General features: G+C 56.7%; 17 protein-coding genes and 1 tRNA gene. 8 read left to right on the forward strand and 10 right to left on the reverse strand.

Annotation, left to right across the window (positions count from 1 at the left end):
* Window positions 1-95 precede the first annotated feature (95 nt).
* The 5 genes from GRX64_RS03295 to GRX64_RS03315 all read right to left on the reverse strand — a co-directional run bounded on the left by GRX64_RS03295 (window position 96) and on the right by GRX64_RS03315 (window position 4,012).
* A complete protein-coding gene (locus GRX64_RS03295; protein WP_166263760.1) occupies window positions 96-314 on the reverse strand; it encodes a DUF2835 domain-containing protein in 219 nt (72 codons plus the stop codon).
* 6 nt (window positions 315-320) lie between these two features.
* Entirely contained in the window at window positions 321-2,213 is a 1,893-nt protein-coding gene (gene htpG, locus GRX64_RS03300) for a molecular chaperone HtpG (RefSeq protein ID WP_166263761.1), read from the reverse strand.
* Between the two features lie 107 nt (window positions 2,214-2,320).
* The gene (locus tag GRX64_RS03305; RefSeq protein ID WP_166263762.1) at window positions 2,321-2,764 is read right to left on the reverse strand and encodes a PaaI family thioesterase; all 444 of its coding nucleotides are present in this window, start codon (window positions 2,762-2,764) and stop codon (window positions 2,321-2,323) included.
* Window positions 2,761-3,249 (reverse strand): PaaI family thioesterase, encoded by a 489-nt coding sequence (locus GRX64_RS03310; protein WP_166263763.1) that lies wholly within the window; start codon window positions 3,247-3,249, stop codon window positions 2,761-2,763. Before GRX64_RS03310 ends, GRX64_RS03305 begins: the two co-directional genes overlap by 4 nt.
* A gap of 7 nt (window positions 3,250-3,256) precedes the next feature.
* The gene (locus GRX64_RS03315; protein ID WP_166263764.1) at window positions 3,257-4,012 is read right to left on the reverse strand and encodes a DUF599 domain-containing protein; all 756 of its coding nucleotides are present in this window, start codon (window positions 4,010-4,012) and stop codon (window positions 3,257-3,259) included.
* Window positions 4,013-4,223: 211 nt separating this feature from the next.
* Between GRX64_RS03315 and GRX64_RS03320 the strand changes: the two genes are divergently transcribed.
* Window positions 4,224-5,501 carry a M48 family metalloprotease gene (locus tag GRX64_RS03320; protein WP_427901640.1) on the forward strand — a complete coding sequence of 426 codons (1,278 nt, stop codon included), beginning with the start codon at window positions 4,224-4,226 and terminating at the stop codon, window positions 5,499-5,501.
* Between the two features lie 29 nt (window positions 5,502-5,530).
* Here the strand turns inward: GRX64_RS03320 and GRX64_RS03325 are convergent, their stop codons facing one another.
* Window positions 5,531-6,430 (reverse strand): alpha/beta fold hydrolase, encoded by a 900-nt coding sequence (locus GRX64_RS03325; protein ID WP_235937504.1) that lies wholly within the window; start codon window positions 6,428-6,430, stop codon window positions 5,531-5,533.
* Between the two features lie 241 nt (window positions 6,431-6,671).
* Here GRX64_RS03325 and GRX64_RS03330 point away from each other — a divergent pair, with 241 nt between their 5' ends.
* From GRX64_RS03330 to GRX64_RS03340, 3 genes are all read left to right on the forward strand, one after another.
* On the forward strand, window positions 6,672-7,217 hold the full coding sequence (locus GRX64_RS03330) for a hypothetical protein (RefSeq protein ID WP_166263766.1): 546 nt from the start codon (window positions 6,672-6,674) through the stop codon (window positions 7,215-7,217).
* A complete protein-coding gene (locus GRX64_RS03335) occupies window positions 7,217-8,404 on the forward strand; it encodes an iron-containing alcohol dehydrogenase (protein WP_166263767.1) in 1,188 nt (395 codons plus the stop codon). Before GRX64_RS03330 ends, GRX64_RS03335 begins: the two co-directional genes overlap by 1 nt.
* A gap of 331 nt (window positions 8,405-8,735) precedes the next feature.
* Entirely contained in the window at window positions 8,736-9,530 is a 795-nt protein-coding gene (locus GRX64_RS03340) for a substrate-binding periplasmic protein (RefSeq protein ID WP_166263768.1), read from the forward strand.
* A 4-nt stretch (window positions 9,531-9,534) separates the two neighbouring features.
* Here the strand turns inward: GRX64_RS03340 and GRX64_RS03345 are convergent, their stop codons facing one another.
* Both GRX64_RS03345 and GRX64_RS03350 read right to left on the reverse strand, forming a co-directional pair.
* The gene (locus GRX64_RS03345; RefSeq protein WP_166263769.1) at window positions 9,535-12,021 is read right to left on the reverse strand and encodes an ABC transporter permease; all 2,487 of its coding nucleotides are present in this window, start codon (window positions 12,019-12,021) and stop codon (window positions 9,535-9,537) included.
* Window positions 12,021-12,725, reverse strand: a complete 705-nt coding sequence (locus GRX64_RS03350) for an ABC transporter ATP-binding protein (protein WP_166263820.1) — start codon at window positions 12,723-12,725, stop codon at window positions 12,021-12,023. Before GRX64_RS03350 ends, GRX64_RS03345 begins: the two co-directional genes overlap by 1 nt.
* Window positions 12,726-12,794: 69 nt before the next feature.
* On the opposite strand from GRX64_RS03350, the gene GRX64_RS03355 reads away from it, so the two are divergent.
* Window positions 12,795-13,436, forward strand: coding sequence for an arylesterase (locus GRX64_RS03355; protein ID WP_166263770.1), 642 nt, complete (start codon window positions 12,795-12,797; stop codon window positions 13,434-13,436).
* A 41-nt stretch (window positions 13,437-13,477) separates the two neighbouring features.
* On the opposite strand, the gene GRX64_RS03360 is transcribed toward GRX64_RS03355, so the two are convergent.
* Complete coding sequence (locus tag GRX64_RS03360; RefSeq protein WP_166263771.1) at window positions 13,478-14,485, reverse strand: YheT family hydrolase; 1,008 nt, start codon at window positions 14,483-14,485, stop codon at window positions 13,478-13,480.
* 135 nt (window positions 14,486-14,620) lie between these two features.
* Here GRX64_RS03360 and GRX64_RS03365 point away from each other — a divergent pair.
* Window positions 14,621-14,696, forward strand: a tRNA-Asn gene (locus tag GRX64_RS03365).
* A gap of 47 nt (window positions 14,697-14,743) precedes the next feature.
* Here GRX64_RS03365 and GRX64_RS03370 read toward each other — a convergent pair.
* Window positions 14,744-16,036 carry a M18 family aminopeptidase gene (locus GRX64_RS03370; RefSeq protein ID WP_166263772.1) on the reverse strand — a complete coding sequence of 431 codons (1,293 nt, stop codon included), beginning with the start codon at window positions 16,034-16,036 and terminating at the stop codon, window positions 14,744-14,746.
* 151 nt (window positions 16,037-16,187) lie between these two features.
* Between GRX64_RS03370 and GRX64_RS03375 the strand changes: the two genes are divergently transcribed.
* Together GRX64_RS03375 and GRX64_RS03380 are read left to right on the forward strand one after the other, a co-directional pair.
* Window positions 16,188-16,697 (forward strand): hypothetical protein, encoded by a 510-nt coding sequence (locus GRX64_RS03375; protein WP_166263821.1) that lies wholly within the window; start codon window positions 16,188-16,190, stop codon window positions 16,695-16,697.
* 103 nt (window positions 16,698-16,800) lie between these two features.
* Window positions 16,801-17,469: an outer membrane beta-barrel protein gene (locus GRX64_RS03380; RefSeq protein WP_166263773.1), complete on the forward strand. Its 669-nt coding sequence runs from the start codon at window positions 16,801-16,803 to the stop codon at window positions 17,467-17,469.
* Window positions 17,470-17,510 lie beyond the last annotated feature (41 nt).

The raw sequence follows: 17,510 nt of genomic DNA on the forward strand, positions 1-17,510 counted from the left end.
TGCTCGACCCTCTGGCCAATAAGACATGGTTGGCGGTCTGCAACGGCAGCAAGCGTATTGAGCCATGGCACGGCTGGGATTGGAGGGTGACGCGGTCAGGTCCGTTCGATACTGACAAACTTGCCAGCGTCGTCAAAGGTAATGCAGAAACTGCCACGAACTCCGTCGCGGAGGTAAAAGCGGGAGAGAATCCGGGCCGGGAAGCGGACACTGCGTCCGTCCCGGGCCACGGTGTGAACATCACGGGCGATCCCCTGGTAAAGCTTGAGCCATTCGTCAGAGGTAATCGCAATGTCCACAAAAATCTGTTGCATGGTGGATCAGTTACTCAGGTCCAGCAACAAACGGTTCAGACGGGTGACGTATGCGCCCGGGTCCTTGAGCTGCTCGCCACTGGCCAGTGTGGCCTGATCGAACAGCACCGCAGACAGTTCGTTGAAGCGTTCATCGCCCTGCTCGTTTTCCAGACGCTGAACCAGCGGATGCTCCACGTTGATTTCGAAAATCGGCTTGCTGTCCGGCACCTTTTGACCGGCCGCTTCCATGATTTTCTTCATCTGGGCACCCATGTCGTGGTCCGCCACCACCAGGCACGCCGGTGAATCGGTCAGACGGTTGGTCACCCGAACCTCCTGAACACTGGCAGCCAGCGCCGCCTTGATACGCTCAAGCAGGCCTTTGTGGGCTTCGGTGGCTTCTTCCTGATGCTTTTTGTCTTCTTCAGTTTCCACTTCCCCCAGGTCCAGCTCACCCCGGGCAACGTCCTGCAGGGACTTGCCATCGTATTCGGTCAGGTAGCCCATCATCCATTCGTCGATGCGGTCTGACAGAATCAACACTTCAATGCCCTTCTTGCGAAACACTTCCAGGTGCGGGCTGCTCTTGGCGGCCATGAAGTTGTCGGCGGTGATGTAGTACACCTTGCTTTGACCTTCCTTCATTCGGGCGATGTACTCGTCCAGCGATACGTTCTGGGTGTCGTCGCCCGAGTGTGTTGAGGCAAAGCGCAGTAATTTGGCGATTTTCTCACGGTTGCCGAAGTCTTCAGCCGGGCCTTCTTTCAACACACTGCCGAATTCAGTCCAGAACTTCTGGTATTGCTCGGGTTCTTTCTTAGCCAGCTTGGTCAGCATGTCCAGTACCCGCTTGGTCACGGCCGAACGAATGCTTTCCACAGTGCTGTCGTTCTGGAGAATCTCGCGGGAAACGTTCAGCGACAGATCATTGGAGTCGATAACGCCCTTGGTGAAGCGCAGGTACAGTGGCAGAAACTGCTCGGCGTCGTCCATGATGAAGACGCGCTGCACGTAAAGTTTCAAGCCTCTGGGTGCTTCCCGGTTATACAGATCAAACGGTGCGCGGGCTGGCACGTATAACAGGCTGGTGTAGTCCAGCTTGCCTTCTACTTTATTGTGAGACCAGCTCAGTGGATCTTCAAAGTCGTGACCGATCAGCTTGTAGAATTCCTTGTACTCTTCGTCCTTGATTTCAGTACGTGGCAGAGTCCAAAGCGCTGTGGCTTCGTTGACGGTTTCGTCGGTGTCATTCTTGTCTTCTGCTTCCGATTCGACCTTCATCACCACGGGGAACGAAATGTGATCGGAATATTTTTTGACCAGGTTGCGCAGCCGGAATCCATCCGCGAATTCAGCCTGATCTTTTTTCAGGTGCAGGGTGATCTTGGTGCCACGGTGTTCGAGGCTCATCGGCTCAATGGAAAACTCGCCGTCACCACTGGATTCCCAATGCACACCCTCTTCCACCGACGTGCCAGCTTTACGGGTAAAAACGTCAACCCGGTCGGCCACGATAAACGATGAATAAAAGCCCACACCAAACTGACCAATCAGCTTGCTGTCTTTTTTCTCGTCGCCGGTCAGTTGACCCAGAAACTCGGCGGTGCCAGACCGTGCGATGGTGCCCAGGTTCTGCACCACTTCGTCGCGGCTCATGCCAATGCCATTGTCGGTCAGGGTGACTGTGTTGGCCTCTTTGTCGTAGTCGAGGCGAATCTTCAGCTCAGGATCATTCTCAAACAGGCTGTCATCTTTGAGCGCAGCAAAACGAAGTTTGTCTTCCGCATCGGAAGCGTTGGAGATCAGCTCGCGCAGGAAAATTTCCTTATTGGAATAGAGCGAGTGGATCATCAGGTGAAGCAACTGCTTCACTTCGGTTTGAAAACCTAAGGTTTCTTTCTGCGATTCAACCGTCATGGGTATGGGTTCTCCTGGCTGGGTGTCAGTTGTTGTCCGGTCCGCCGCTGAACTGCTCGGACCGAATGGGTTAACTGTCAGGAGAAATGGGGGTCAAGTACGGCTTTTCAAGTCTCTTTATCATCTAACAGGAAGTGGGCCCGCGCTGTGGCGATTGGTTGGCTGCGGGATTTTTGCCAGGCGGTGATCATCACGTTAGCAACGCGGTTGCCCTGACGGGTCAGATGGCATTCAGCAAAGATCTCCCGATTCAGCCCTGCCCGCAGGTAATCGAGGGAGAAGTCGACAATCTTCGGCATCCGCAGGGTTTCCTGGGACATCATCAAATAGATGGCAGCGGCCATTTCCATAAACCCACCAATGACGCCGCCATGGACCGCCGGCAGAATCGGGTTACCCAGGTTGGCGTCCTTGGGCGGCAACCGGAAAATCAGGTCATCGCCGAATCGGTCGCATTGCAGACCAATAAAGCTGGCGTAGGGAATGCCGTCCAGCATGCGGGCAAAATCGCCCGTTTCCTGGGTGTATTTTAATACTTCGGGGGTGGTCATGAGTCGTCTCCCGTTGCCGGGTCATTGCCTACAATGAGGTCGCGGTAGGATTTCGGTGTCGCAGCCTGTCCGATACGCATGAACGTGCCTACGCATTGGGCGACGGTTTCACCGTCGTCCTGAAACGCCTCGCAGCGGGTAAAGATAATATTGCGCGTGACCCGGTACGCCTGTGCCCGCGCATACACGGGCTTGTCCGGCACGGCCGGGCGCATGTAGTCCATGCGCAAGTCCAGGGTCGGGCACAGCTCAAACTCGGGCAGGACGCAGATCATCACCGAACCAGACGCGGTATCCATCAAGGTGGTGATGGCCCCACCGTGGATCACCCGGGTATCCGGGTAGCCAATGATTCGTTCGCTGTAGGGCAAACACAGCGTCAGGCTGCCTTCCTGCGCCTCGGTCACGGTCAAGCCCAACTCCCGGGCCTGATTCAGGGTGGCGATAAACCGTTTGACGCGGCGCAGTCGTGTTTCATTATTCATGGGGAACCTACCCTTGGGTTGGGTCGGATTTTGCGGTTTTGTCTGGCTTGGCCGCTTTGCTGGGCGGATCCTCAAACACCTTGCCCGCCCGCAACGCCAGCAACGCGTCGGAACGAAATTCCCGCCGGTAAAGCACCAGCACCACGATGGTCGAGGCAATGAGAAAGACCAGTGGGTGAATAAACCAGGTCACCACCGCCATTGCGTAATAATACGACCGGAGTCCAAGGTTGAAGGCGTCGCCCGCCAAGTTGCAGACCGAGGCGGCGTTGATGGCGAACGCTTCCCGGGCGGCCGGGCTGGCTTTGGAGTCGTCCGGCATAGGCGCACTTCCGATCATCACGGCGACAAAATTATACATCCGCATGGACCAGGTGAATTTGAAGAAAGCGTAAACGAATACCAGCAGCAGCGTCACCATCCGAATCTCCCAGACTTCTCGGCTCGGCAAGTATCCAAATGGCAGTGTGCGGAAGACTTCCATGACCTCCTGGGTGTACCCCAACGCCGTGATCACACCGGCCAGGATCAGCAGGCAGCTGGAAGCAAAAAAGGCGCCATTCCGCTCGAGGTTGCCCACCACGGAGGCGTCCGAGATTCGGTTTTCGCGCTTCATCATCACGCGCATCCAGTCTTCCCGATATAAATCCAGGGTATTGGAAAGGCATGGACGGGTGCCCGCTCTCTGGCGGGAATAAACGCTGTAGCCGACCCAACAGATCAGGAACCAGATCAGGGCGAATATATCCAGGTAAGCGGTCATGAGGTGGTTCCGGGGCGATCAAATGATGGTTGAGATCATAACCGATTGCAGGCGACCGCTCCAAATGGTGGTCAGTAATGAATTTTTTCTGACGTCTTTGCAATCCGGCCCGTTTGACCGGGTGTATGATATATCATTGGACCGAACGCCTGGCCGCTATCAGCCGGCGCCGTATCGACAACACATGGAACCAGGGTGGGAGTGAAGCGTGATTACCAGACTCGGTGTGCACGGCCTTGTATTACTAATAGTACTGACAGCCGTGGCGGGCTGTTCCGTCAATCCGGTCACCGGAGAACGGCAACTGTCACTGATACCGGAAAGTCAGGAGCGCTCAATGGGCGCAGAGCAGTACGTTCCGACTCAACAGATGCAGGGTGGCAAGTTTTATCTGGACCCTGAACTGACGCTTTATGTCAGCGAAGTGGGCCAGAAGCTGGCATCGGTCAGTGACCGACCCGACCTGCCCTATGAGTTTGTTGTGTTGAACAGCAGCGTGCCCAATGCCTGGGCGTTGCCGGCTGGCAAAATTGCGATCAACCGGGGTCTGCTTGTCCAGTTTGAAGATGAAGCCCAACTGGCGTCGGTGTTGGGCCATGAGATTGTTCACGCGGCAGCAAGGCACAGCGTGCAACGAATGCAGCAAGGCATGATATTAAGCGCTGGTGTTGCTGGCCTTGGCTTGGCACTGTCCGACAACGAGTTTGCCGGAATGATCATGGGCGGCGCGGCCGTTGGCAGTCAGATTGCCCTGGCCCGTTACAGCCAAAGCAACGAACTTGAATCCGACCACTATGGCATTCGTTACATGGCCAAAGCCGGCTACGACCCTCTGGCGGCGGTGGAATTGCAGGAGATTTTCCTGAAATTGTCAGAAGGCCAGCAAAGCAGTTTCATTGATGGTTTGTTCGCCTCACACCCGCCGTCCCGACAACGCGTGGAAGAAAACCGGCAGGCCGCCCAACAGCTCGGCGTCGGTGGGTACCGGGGCCGGGACGAGTATCAGAAAAAAATCGCCTACCTAAAGCGGATTCAGCCGGCTTACGACGCTCAGAGTGAGGCAATCAAACTGCAAAAAGACGGCAAAACCCAGCAAGCGATCGCAAAAATCAACGAAGCGATCAAGATCGAACCTGACGAAGCCGCTTTTTACGCCCTGCGCGGCCGACTCTACAAAGCCGAGGGCGACGACCGCAAAGCCCAGGCCGATTACGACAAAGCCGTGTCGTTGTACCCGGAAATGTTCTCGTACCGCCTGCAACGTGGCCTCAACGCGTTTGACCTGAACCGCTGGGATCAGGCCCGTGCGGACTTGATCGAAGCCAATCGCACGGTGCCGACGTCGATAGCGTTTCTCCGGCTCGGCGACATTGCCGTTCAGCAGAACCGACGCGATGAGGCCATCCAATACTACGCCACCGCCGCTAAATCCGAGGGTGCCATTGCCCAGGAGGCCCAGCGTAAGCTGGTGGCGTTAACCCAGGGCTAATTCCACGGCGTATCAAGCACAGACGTTCACTAAGGCAGGTGACGGAGGATCCGCCCTGCCGTGTCCCGGGGCTGCTCCAGCATGAAGCAGTGCCCACCGGGAGCGGTTTCGGTGGTCACGCCAGGGTTTATCGCTTGCCACCGCAGCGCTGATTTCCCCACAAATGGATAGGTGCGCTCGCCATAGATAAGGTGGGTCGGTGTTTCAATACGTTCGATGGACCGCCAGAGCTTCCGGGGAAATGAGCCAAACAACTCGGCTTCGCGCTCCGGGTGGCATTTCAGGGTCACGCCACCGCCGGTCACCGGTGTCAGCCCGTGAGCCACGTAACTGGTTAGACAGAGGTCGTCCCAGCCCCGGAATATGCCCCGTTGGTGAAAGTAATCAAAGGCCTCTTCGCGGCTTGACCACTGGGTTCGGCGTTTCCGGGCGCGACGGGCCATGGCGTTGTTCTTCCACCGCCCGAAGGCATCGGAAATTGCCATCATACGAGCCATGGCGGGCGAAAATATCACCGGGTCCAACAATACTGACCGCTGAAAGAGTGACGGCGAATTCGCCATCATCAGTGTGGTCATTACGCCGCCAAAGCTGTGTCCGACCCCCAGTATGGGTACTCGCTGCCCAGACCTGTCCTGGTAGTCATCGGCAAACTGGTGCAACGCCGCCTCACAGAGGTGTGCCGTTGAATTCCAGCCTCTGAAAGCCCCGCCATGGTCACTGTCACCATGGCCTTGCACGTCACTGATAAACAGATCGGCGTAGGGTAACAGCTGCGCCAGCATCTGTTCGTACACCAACCCTGAATAGCCGTTGCCGTGGACAAAATGAATCAGGGGGCGTCCGCTCGGTTGGCTTCTGAGGCCGCGGACCGTGAATCCGCCAGAGGTCTCATAGGCCCAGGGTTTGAGATGGCTTTGAAGGCTCAGGGCGCTGTTGGTCGGATGACTCAAAAAGGCATTCTCTTTGTGGGTGTTGGGCTCGTTATCCTCCAACAAACAAAGCCTGCATACAATTAGCTTTACTACCTGTATATCCGAACGTGATTGCTGAGCGTTTCGATTCGTGCGGTTGGCTCCCGTGACGCTCATGCCCCGTCATCAATTGCATTGACTTTTTAGAGCAATAACTCTAAAAATAGCAATATCTCAACAACAATCGGACAGTCCCATGTTAGCCAGACGTATCAAGCCGATGGCACTTCAGGCCCGCCGCCTTTACGTTGAACTGATGTTTCAGGTAATGGGCCGGGCCCTGCAGGCCGTCAGTGAAGTGGACAGTGACGTTCAAGCCGAGGCGCAGTCTCTGCCGCTGGGTTTTCTATTTGAAATGATGGTCATGCCCAATGGCTCAAAACTGATCATCGAGCACCTTGGTGACGGTCGCTTCGAATATCATGGCGACTCGGCGCCCCGCCCGATCGACCTTTCCATTCAGTTCAAGCACGTTGCTCATGCCTTTCTGGTGCTGTCGTTTCAGGAAAAGACATCGGTTGCCTTTGCCAATGACCGCATGCTGGTGGACGGCGACATCAGTTACGCCATCCGTATGACGCGTATTCTGAATCGGCTTGAGGCATTTATTTTGCCACGGCTGATCGCATCCCGGGCGGTCAAGGAATACCCGGCCAATTTGAACCTGCCGGAAAAAGTCCTCAGTGCAGCCCGCATCTACCTGAAGGTTGCCAATCATTTTGTTGATACGGTGAGAGCATAATGAAGAACAGCTACTACGAATTTTTCTGCCCGGTCAAGGTCATTGCCGGTAAAGCGGCCCTTGAGCATATCCCTTACGAATTGACTGGGCTGGCAGCCAAGCGCCCGATGATTGTCACTGACAAAGGGGTGCGCGCGGCAGGCTTGCTGGAGCCCGTCATTTCAGCGTGTGAGGAGAGCGGACTCGACATCGTGACCATCTACGACGATGTGCCTCCCGACTCTTCCGTGGCGGTGGTTCGGGACATTGCCGGCATCTATCGGTCGGCGAAGTGTGACTCCATCATCGCGGTCGGTGGCGGCTCGGCCATCGATACGGCTAAAGCCGTCAACATTCTGGTCTCTGAAGGCGGCGACGACATCAGTGTGTACGTCGGTGCCGGTGTGCTCAAACGCCCACTCAAGCCATTTTTCGTGGTTCCCACCACCGCTGGAACAGGCTCGGAAGTCACGGCGGTGGCGGTCATTTCTGACCCTCAGAAATCGGTCAAGCTGCCCTTTACATCGTCCTTCCTGCTTCCAAATGCGGCCATCATTGACCCGCGCATGACGCTGACACTCCCGCCCCACATCACGGCCGCCACGGCAATGGACGCATTGACCCATGCCACGGAAGCGTTCACCTGCATGGCAAAAAATCCGCTCAGCGACGCCTACGCGACATCGGCCATCAAAAAGGTGAGCACGTCTTTGCTCACGGTGATGAACACCCCCAAGGACGCCGACGCCCGACTGGAACTGGCCCAAGCCTCCACCATGGCCGGCATTGCGTTTTCCAATTCCATGGTTGGGCTGGTTCACGCCCTCGGTCACGCGACCGGCGCGCTGTGTCACCTTCCGCACGGGTTGTGCATGAGCGTGTACTTGCCCTATGTGCTGGAATACAACCTTGAGACCATACGCGGCCCGTTGGGCGAGCTGTTGCTGTACCTGGACGGCCCGGACGCTTATGCGGCCACACCGGCCGCGCGCCGGGCAGAAGCCTCCATTTCTGCCATCCGTCGACTTCGGGATGCTCTGTACAAGCACTGCAAATTGCCGCGCACATTGAAGGAAACCGGCAAAATATCCGAAAGCCAGCTCGACAGCATTGCTGCCCTGGCTCTGGATGACGGCTCAATTATGTTTAACCCCAAAGAGGTCACCCTCGCCGATGCCAAAGCCGTTCTGAAACGCGCATGGGCTTGATAAACCGGACCGAATGACCGCGCGGCATCGGCTGACCATCACCACCCACGATCGGTGCCTTATAGGAGTTTGCCCTAAATTAGCGCGCCATCGTTAATGAGGCGTTGAAAAGCCAGCAATAAAGCGCAACAATCCTGCTTTGTATTTATGACTTACAAGTATAAAGCGGGTATTTCTAATCTCTATTCCGCTTTTGTTATTCATACTGGCTCGCACGGACGCGCTCAGTGTTGCCCTGCCCGGCTCGTTTTAAGCAAGCGGCTGACAGGATGCGCAATTCAAGCAATTGGGCCGCACACTGATCTGATTCGAACCCCAGAGTTTGTCGTCTATGTTCCGATGCCCGACCCAACATGCCGGCCTGTTGTTCCTAACGTTAACTCTGTTGACCTTTATGGTGCCGGCCGTTAACGCCGAGTTGACTCAGGCAGAGCAGAGGCCTGGGGAAATCCCGGTTTTCGTATTCAATGTGTCGCCCAATGGCTATCCGCCTTACGTCATCCTGGGTGACGATGGCCGGCATTCCGGCATCGCCTGGGACGTTCTGCAAACCATCACCGAACGCCTGGGCTACCGCATTGAGGCCAAAAAAATCCCCCGCAAGCGAGTGGACAACTTGCTGAACGACGGCTTAATCGACGGCACACTTAGAGCCAGGGAGTGGACCGATGAGCCAGAGAACTTCACATTCACACAACCCATCGTGCGAATCAAAGAAGTGTTCTTCACCCGGTCGGCATCCGGTTTTGACTATCAGGTACCGGACGATATCCGGGACATGACCATTGTCACGCACCTTGGCTACCAATATCCGGAGCTTGAGCCATTGTTCGTACGCGGTGACGCCGAACGGTTTGATGTGTCACAAGACACGGATCTGTTTACCTTCTTGCTGAACGCCGATCACTTCGATGCGGCCATCGCTGACCTGTCCGTTGGGCAGTGGATCATTCGCCAGAACGGCTGGCGAGGGCAACTCGCCCATACCGATAAGGGCATCAGCGACTATGGATTCCGACTGATGCTCCGTGAAGACTGGACCGGGTTTGCCGACGCCTTTAACCGCGAACTGGCCCAGCTCAGAACCTCCGGACAGTTAGAGCTGATTCTGGACCGTTATCGCTGAGTGCTCACTCCAGGCGTCGCAACAGCAACATGGGCGACACCGTCAACACAGGGCGTAACTGCACGCGGCCGAAGATCGACAGGACGAGCGCACTGATCAGCGGAATCGGAATAACAACCAGCCAGTGCCAGCGGAAATCACCACCAAACATCCGGTACTGCAAGGCCCACACGGCGGCCTCTGCCGCCATAACACCCAACAGGCCGGCAAAGAATCCGAGTAACGCAAACTCCACCATTGTGCTGCGCACCAGCAGTGACTGACGCCCGCCGAGTGTCCTCAACAATGCGCCCTCCCGCTGGCGATCCTGCAACGTAGCGCTGACCACCGCCGCCATGACCACCAGTGCCGCCGCCAGAATCATCATCAGAATGGCTTCGATCGCCTGCGTAACCTGGCGGACAATGCCCTGGATACGCTCAATGATATGGTCCACCTCCAGCACCGAAATGGTTGGAAATTGCCTCGAGAATGTATTGAGTGCTGTTTTCTGCTCCTGCGGGAGGTAGAAGCTGGTGATCCAGGTTGCCGGCAGTGATTCGAGAGCACCGCCGGGTGGAAATGCCATATAAAAATTGGGTTTCATACTGTCCCATTGTACAGTCCGAATGCTGGTGACGGCCTCGGACACGGTCTCCGAGCCTATGGTAAAGCCCAGGGTGTCACCGACCGTTACGCCCAACTTGTCCGCCAGCTCGGCTTCAATCGACACGCCTTTCGTCATGCCGGGTGCAAACCATTTACCCGCAATAATCCGGTTATCGTCCGGCAGCCGATCCATCCAGGTCAGGTTCAGTTCGCGGTTCAGCGCGTTGACCTTGCGATCTTTGCTGACGGCCTCACGCACCGGTTGACCGTTAAGTTCGGTCAGCCGGCCACGGACCATCGGGTACAGCGTATCGAGTGGCAAAGATCGCTGGGTCAGAAACGCTTCCACGTCGTCCACCGCGTCGGGCGCGATATTAATCAGGAAATGGTTGGGCGTATCTTCCGGTAGTTGGGCTTGCCAGTCGTCCAGCAAAGAAGACCGCACCAGTATCAGTGTGCAGGCCAGCATCAACGTCATGGAGAACACCGCAATTTGCGACAGGCTGGCACGTCGGTGTCGATACAACGCCACCAGCGCCAGTCGCCAGGCATTGCCACCGCCGGATATGCGTCGCAGCCCAACCACCATGAACCAGCCAACGATGGCGAGCACCCCCAGCAATGCCACCAAACCACCCAATAACGCGAGTACCAGAGACACTTCTCGGGCGTATAACCACACCAGGCCGAAGACGGCGGCCACCGCAATAGCGACATCGAGCCAGCCCTGCTGACCCGACTCTCCGGGCTGGCTTCGAAGCACCCGCATGGCCGGTACATGCCTCAGCCGCCGAATCGGTGGGTAGGCAAACGCGAACAGGGACACTACGGCCGTTAGCAAGGCCGGCGTCAAAGCCAGTGCGTTCAGATGAAACGCCACGGGCCGATCCAGCATTTCACCGACCAAACTGTTCAGCAGCCAGACAATCGGCAGTGCCACCAGCAAACCGCCCACAATGCCAACGATGCCCCACAACGCCAGACGCCCCAGATACAGCCGACCGATACGGTGGCCGCTCAAGCCAAGGGTTTTCAGCAGTGCAACCGTATCGCGCTGGTTCATGGCATACTGCCGGCTCGCCACAGCGACCGCTACCGCGGCCAGCAATACGGCCAGGCTGCCCCCCAGTAACAGGAACCGCTCCGCCTTGCGCAGGGACTCCGACAGCGCTTCGCCATCGCGAATACTTTCCCATTCATGACTGGGTTCGAGTTGGGGTTCAAGCCAGCTGTAGTAGCCTTCGAGTGCGGCTTCTTCGCCGGCAAACAAGCTCACGTATTCAACTCGACTGCCTTCCCGGATGACGCCGGTCGCCGATACATCGTCTGAGTGCATCATGATTTTCGGCGCCAGCGCGGACATGCTGAAACCACCATCTGGTTCCCGGATTAATAACCCCGACACCGTCAGCGTCAGTTCGCCCACGTCCAGAGTTTGCCCGATATCAATACCCAGCAACCGAAGCAGGCGAGGGTTGATCCAAACGTCACCCCGCTTTGGTCCGGAGGATATCGTTACCCGTGCCGACTCGGGTGTTGCCTGAAATTCTACTTGGCCTCTCAGTGGGTAAGCGTCGCTGACCGCTTTGACAGACACCAGTTGGAAATTGTCGCCGCCAAACACCATGGTTGAAAACTTCACCATCGCGGCCGTTTTCAGCCCCCGGCGCTCTGCTTCCAGCCCCCACTCGGCGGGCACTGGCCGGCCATTCTCCGCCTCCAGCTGACGGTCTGCAGCCAGAAATGCACTGGCCGAGGACACCAGGGTTCGTTGCAATTGATTGGCGAACAAGGCAATCGTTGCCACCGTCGCGACGGCGACAATCAAGGCCGCCAGCACGACTCGAACGTCGCGCTCGCGCCAATCACGGCGTACTGACGACAATTTTTTTGCAGCTCCCATCAGACGGACGACTCCTTTAACGGCGTCGGAGCGGATACCCCATCGGGCTCAGACAACTCCCCCGCTTCAATGTTCAATTGTCGGCCACAACGTGCCGCCAAATGTTCGTCGTGGGTTACCATCACCAACGTCGTGCCCTGTTCCCGATTCAGCGCCATCAGCAGGTCGGAAATGGCCTGGCCTGTATGATTGTCCAGATTGCCGGTGGGTTCGTCGGCAAACAGGACAATCGGGTCGGCCGCAAACGCCCGGGCAATGGCCACTCGCTGTTGCTCTCCACCCGACAACTGCCGCGGTGTGTGCGTCAACCGTTCGCCCAGCCCGACCCGGGTCAATAATTCCCGGGCCTTGGTCTCCGGTGCCTCATGCCCGCCCAATTCCAGCGGTAACATGACATTTTCCAATGCGGTCAACGCCGGTAATAATTGGAATGACTGAAAAACAAAACCGACACGCTGGGCCCTGAGTTGCGCCCGTTCGTCTTCACTCAATGCGCTGATCTGGGCGCCATCAAGCTCAACGGTGCCGTGGGAAGGCGTATCAAGACCCGCCAGCAGACCCAGCAAGGTAGTTTTACCCGACCCGGACCGGCCGACGATCGCAACCGATTCGCCGCGCTTGATTTCAAGATTGGCCCCTTGCAAGATCGTCAACGTATCGTTATCCAGGTCTACCTGATGACCCAAGTCTGTTGCTTTCAGCATAATGGGGCCGTCAGGCACCCTATTCGATTGATCAATCACAGATTCTCCCGCGAAGCGATGAAACATTAGATGATTATCCATACGGCATTATTACAACTGAGATCAATACTTTTCCTGCTTTGCATTATCTTTACATCGCAGGCCTTCGCCAGTTCTGGCACAGTCATGATCGTGGGCGACAGTTTGAGTGCCGCCTACGGAGTGGCCACCGAACAGGGCTGGGTTCAGTTGCTCAGGAACCGGCTGCGAAGCGAAGGACTGGCCAACTGGACCGTCATCAATGCCAGCATCAGTGGTGAAACAACCGACGGTGGCCTACGCCGCTTACCGGAGTTACTGGCCCGGTACACCCCCGACATCGTTGTTATTGAATTGGGCGGCAACGACGGACTCAGGGGGTTTCAACCCGGCGTAATCGAGAACAATCTGAACGCCATGATCGACCAGTCACAAGAGGCAGGCGCGAAAGTCCTGTTGCTGGGCATGCAGCTGCCGCCCAATTACGGCCCCAGATACACCGAGGCTTTTGCGGCGATTTATCCCACGCTGGCGAAGGCCAACGCCACTGCCCTGGTACCGTTTTTTCTCGACGGGCTGTTCAATGGCGAGACCATGATCCAGAGTGACGGCATTCACCCCAACCAGGACGCCCAGCCGATTCTGCTCGATAACGTCTGGCCCACACTGAAAACCATGATTCATGCGGAATGATGGCGCCAGGTCTGGCAGCCCGTAAACCAGGGCGTGGGCTGTTATCTCATGACAGAATCCATGAATGCCACTGCCCGGCGCTCCGACCAGTAATACCCATCACGGGCATGTTCAACAAACCCTACGTGCCCTCCCCACTTTGGCGATTCCAGCGTGACGTAGTGACCCAGAATGTCGCGGTCTTCCGGGTAGCATGCTCTGGACAGAAACGGATCGTCGAGCGCATTGACGATCAGCGCTGGTACTTGAACATCCTTGAGGTGGCCAAGCGCCGAACACTGGGCCCAGTAATCCTGTGCATCCCTGAAACCGTGCAGGGGCGCCGTGTAACGATCGTCGAAATCGTGAAAATTATGGATGGAGTCAAAACCGCTGACATCTATCAAATCCGGAAATCGCAGGGCCTTTTCGGCCATTTTGGGGTACAGGTCTTTCAGAAATCGCTGCATATAGATACGGCGGCTGGGCAATGCCAACATGCCGGCGCTGCCGGCAAGATCACAAGGCACCGAAAACGTCACTGCGCCCCGGATACGGGAATCCAGGCTGGATGATTTTTGCCCCAGGTACAACAAACTCAGATTCCCCCCCATGCTAAACCCGGACAACGTCAGTGCTCGGTAATCCTGTTTGAGCGCGTGTCCGATCACCCGGTCGAGGTCTCCCGTCGCACCGCTGTGGTAAAAGCGCGGCTGCTGGTTCATAACCCCGCCACAGGAACGGAAATTCCACGCCAGCACGTCCCAGCCGGTGCGCAGTAGTGCGCGCGCCAGACCTCGCACATAGGGCCGGCGGCTGTTGCCCTCAAGGCCATGGCAGATGATCGCCAGACGATTATTGCCTTGCCGGTACCAGTCCAGATAAAGCTCATCGTCATCGGCAGTGCGTACAATTTCCTGCTCAGGCTCCGCCAGATTGACGCGACGAAACAAAGTCGGCCACACAGACTGGACATGGCCATTGCGCAGCCAGCGAGGTGGCCGGTAATGCTTGACACGGTCGCCGATACCGACTGGGATGGGATGAGGCTCAGACGCGTATCCACTCATGTCGCCCAGCTCCCTGCTCTATTGCCACGTGCAGATCGAACCCGATTCATCTAACTGGTCTACCTTTAATCATTTAATTCAGGGCCTTGACCGACGCCATTAAAGCCCTTAATATGCGCGCCTCCATGACGCTGTTCCCCGATAGCTCAGTTGGTAGAGCAACGGACTGTTAATCCGTTTGTCGCTGGTTCGAGCCCAGCTCGGGGAGCCACTAATTCTAAAAAGCCGCTGCCATCAGCGGCTTTTTTTATGGCCAACTTAGTTGACCTCCGGGCGTTGCATAAACGCTTTTAAAACCTGATACAACGTAAAGCCATCTTCCACCCCGACCATCTCCCGAATGGAGTGCATCCCGAACTGAGGCACGCCGATGTCCAGCGTGGTCACGCCCAGATTTCCAGCCGTTAATGGCCCAATGGTGCTGCCACACCCCATGTCACTGCGGACCACAAAGGTCTGACTGGGCAGCCCCAGTTCGTCGCTGATGTAACGGTACAAAGACGCTGAGCGACTGTTGGTGGCATACCGCTGGTTATGGTTCACCTTAATCACCGGACCCTGATTCAGCAGTGGGCCGTGGTTTTCATCGTGCTTGTCGATAAAGTTGGGATGCACACCGTGGGCATTGTCCGCCGATACCATCATGGAGCGGGCAATAATACGCCCCCGGTGCTCAGCACCGCACCAACGATCCAGAACAGATGATAAAAAGGGCCCTTGAGCCCCCTCGGCCGACATGCTGCCGACTTCTTCATGGTCGTTGCAGACCAGCAGTGCAGGCTGGTCATTCGAGGTGTCAATCAGCGCCTGCAGGCCAATGTGACAGCTAAGCAGGTTATCCAGTCTCGCCGCTGCAATAAATTCATCATTTAAGCCAACCAGACCAGGTGGCTGCGTGTCGTAAAGGCTGAGCTCGTAGCCCAATACCTTGGTTACCTCGATGCCCTGGTCAGCGGCAATCTGCTTGCCGAGCAGTTCGGCAAAGCTGATCGGATCCTCTTCAGGTGCCTGCATCAATACCGGTGGCAGGTCGGTCTGGGCATTCACCGAGCGGTTGCTGTTGGCCTCCCGGTCCAGATGAATGGCCAGGCTGGGAATGAAGGCCACGGGCTTGTGAAAATCCACCAGCGTATCGCGGACCTGACCCTGCCTGTCCAGATAGCTCACACGGCCCGCCAGGGACAAATCCCGATCAAACCAAGGGTTGAGCAAGGCGCCCCCGTAGACCTCAACGCCGAGCTGGAAAAAGCCTTTACGCCGAATCTCGGGGTTGGGTTTGATCTTCAGGCATGGGCTGTCGGTGTGGGCACCGACCATGCGAATACCGGACTCGAGCGGGTCCCCCTGGCCAGCCTGAAAAGCGACCAGAGACGAGCCATTACGAACCACGTAATAGCGCCGGCCTTTTTTAAGTTGCCATTCATCGCGCTCATCCAAGGCAGTGAATCCGGCGTCATCCAGCCGTTTTGTCATCTGCCGGACGGCATGCCAAGGCGTTGGCGAGTGGGTCAGAAAATCAAGCAAATCCTGGGTGAATTGCACGTGTTCCATGGTGTCCTTACTGGGCTGATAATATGGTTAACAGTATGGCATGATGCCACAGTTTAGATAAGCCGCCAGAGATGGAACGGCATCGACCATCTACGCAGATAGACCATCTTAGGAGCCAGCCTTGCCCCTCACCACATCCGCCCCCCGTTTTATGGACATCGAGTACTGCCAGTCCGACGATTGTTTCTTCCCGGTTGCCATCGCCTGGTCGCTCGCCGATGGCCGCATGAAAACCGTGGTTATTGAGCCAGATGAAAGTTGGCTGCCGGATGACGGCGACCCACCAGACATTGATGTGCGCTACCTCCGGGAACAGGGTGTACCACTGATTGAGCTTGCCCAGGTACTGCACGAGGATCTGCCGGACCAAACCATCTATGTCGACGGGCTGGATCCGGATGAGTCCCTGGTCGATCTGATTTTTGACGCAGTCAACATGGACGCCCCCTTCGAACTGGCCCCCGTGGAAGAGCTGATCACCACACTGGACCGCTCTGCCATTGATGACTGGCGGCGCAGCATTATGTTTCAACATGGTCTCGACCCTCAACTGCCGGAAAACGGGGTATATGCACTGCTGATGCTTGCCGAACAGGAAGGATTGATCGAGACCGTTGATCAACCCGATGAGCAACCTGATGAGCAACCCGATGATTTGTGACCCAGGTCGACGCAACAATCGGTAACAAAGGGCAGAATTCGGCTGAATTTACCCGCACCTAACACGCGGGATGGTCCGTCGACAGCTGGGAACCACAACCACAATGTCCAAGGTATTGAAGCGACTCTGTTCCGCCGCGCTTGTTTCGGCGATTTTTGGCACCTCACCGGCCATGGCCCAGCAAGCCCCTGAACACCAGCCGACCACCTTCCGGGAAGATATGCACTACGTGGGACTGGTGGCCGGTGTGCTGCAAGTGCGCAGCCTGGAATCCGCGATTGTCTCAAAGAACCTGGATGGCGAAGATTTCATTAGCGCCATCGTTAAGGACAGCGCCCGGCTCTCCACCGCCACCCTGGTGGTTGGTGGTCACATATCGGAGCTGTTTCATGCCGAAGTTCGCGCCGGCGGGGGCTTTACTGACGCCAAAGTACGCAACGACCTGACGCTGACTGTCGACTACTACCTCAGCTGGTACATGGGTATCCACTACCCGCTCACCGATTACGCCAATGTATACGCCCAGTTCGGGTTCTCGCACATCAAGGGCAGCGCCGAGCTGACGTCACCCGACGAGGCCCGCAATAACAAATTCCGGGCCCTTCAGGGGGATTTTCCGGAAAGCTCGTTCAGCGTCAGCTGGCTGGCCGGGCTGGATTTTGAGGTGCTTGATAACACTTATCTGGTGTTTGAAGGCGGGCGCTTATTCAAAGATACCGAAACCGACGTCGCGGGCTATCAGTTTTCCAGCGGCTTGCGTTACGAATTCTGATCCCGTCCCGGCACGGATTGGGTCAGGGCAACTTGCGCTGC

This window comes from Marinobacter caseinilyticus (genome assembly GCF_011074955.1).
In the GTDB taxonomy this organism is placed as follows: Bacteria; Pseudomonadota; Gammaproteobacteria; order Pseudomonadales; family Oleiphilaceae; genus Marinobacter; species Marinobacter caseinilyticus.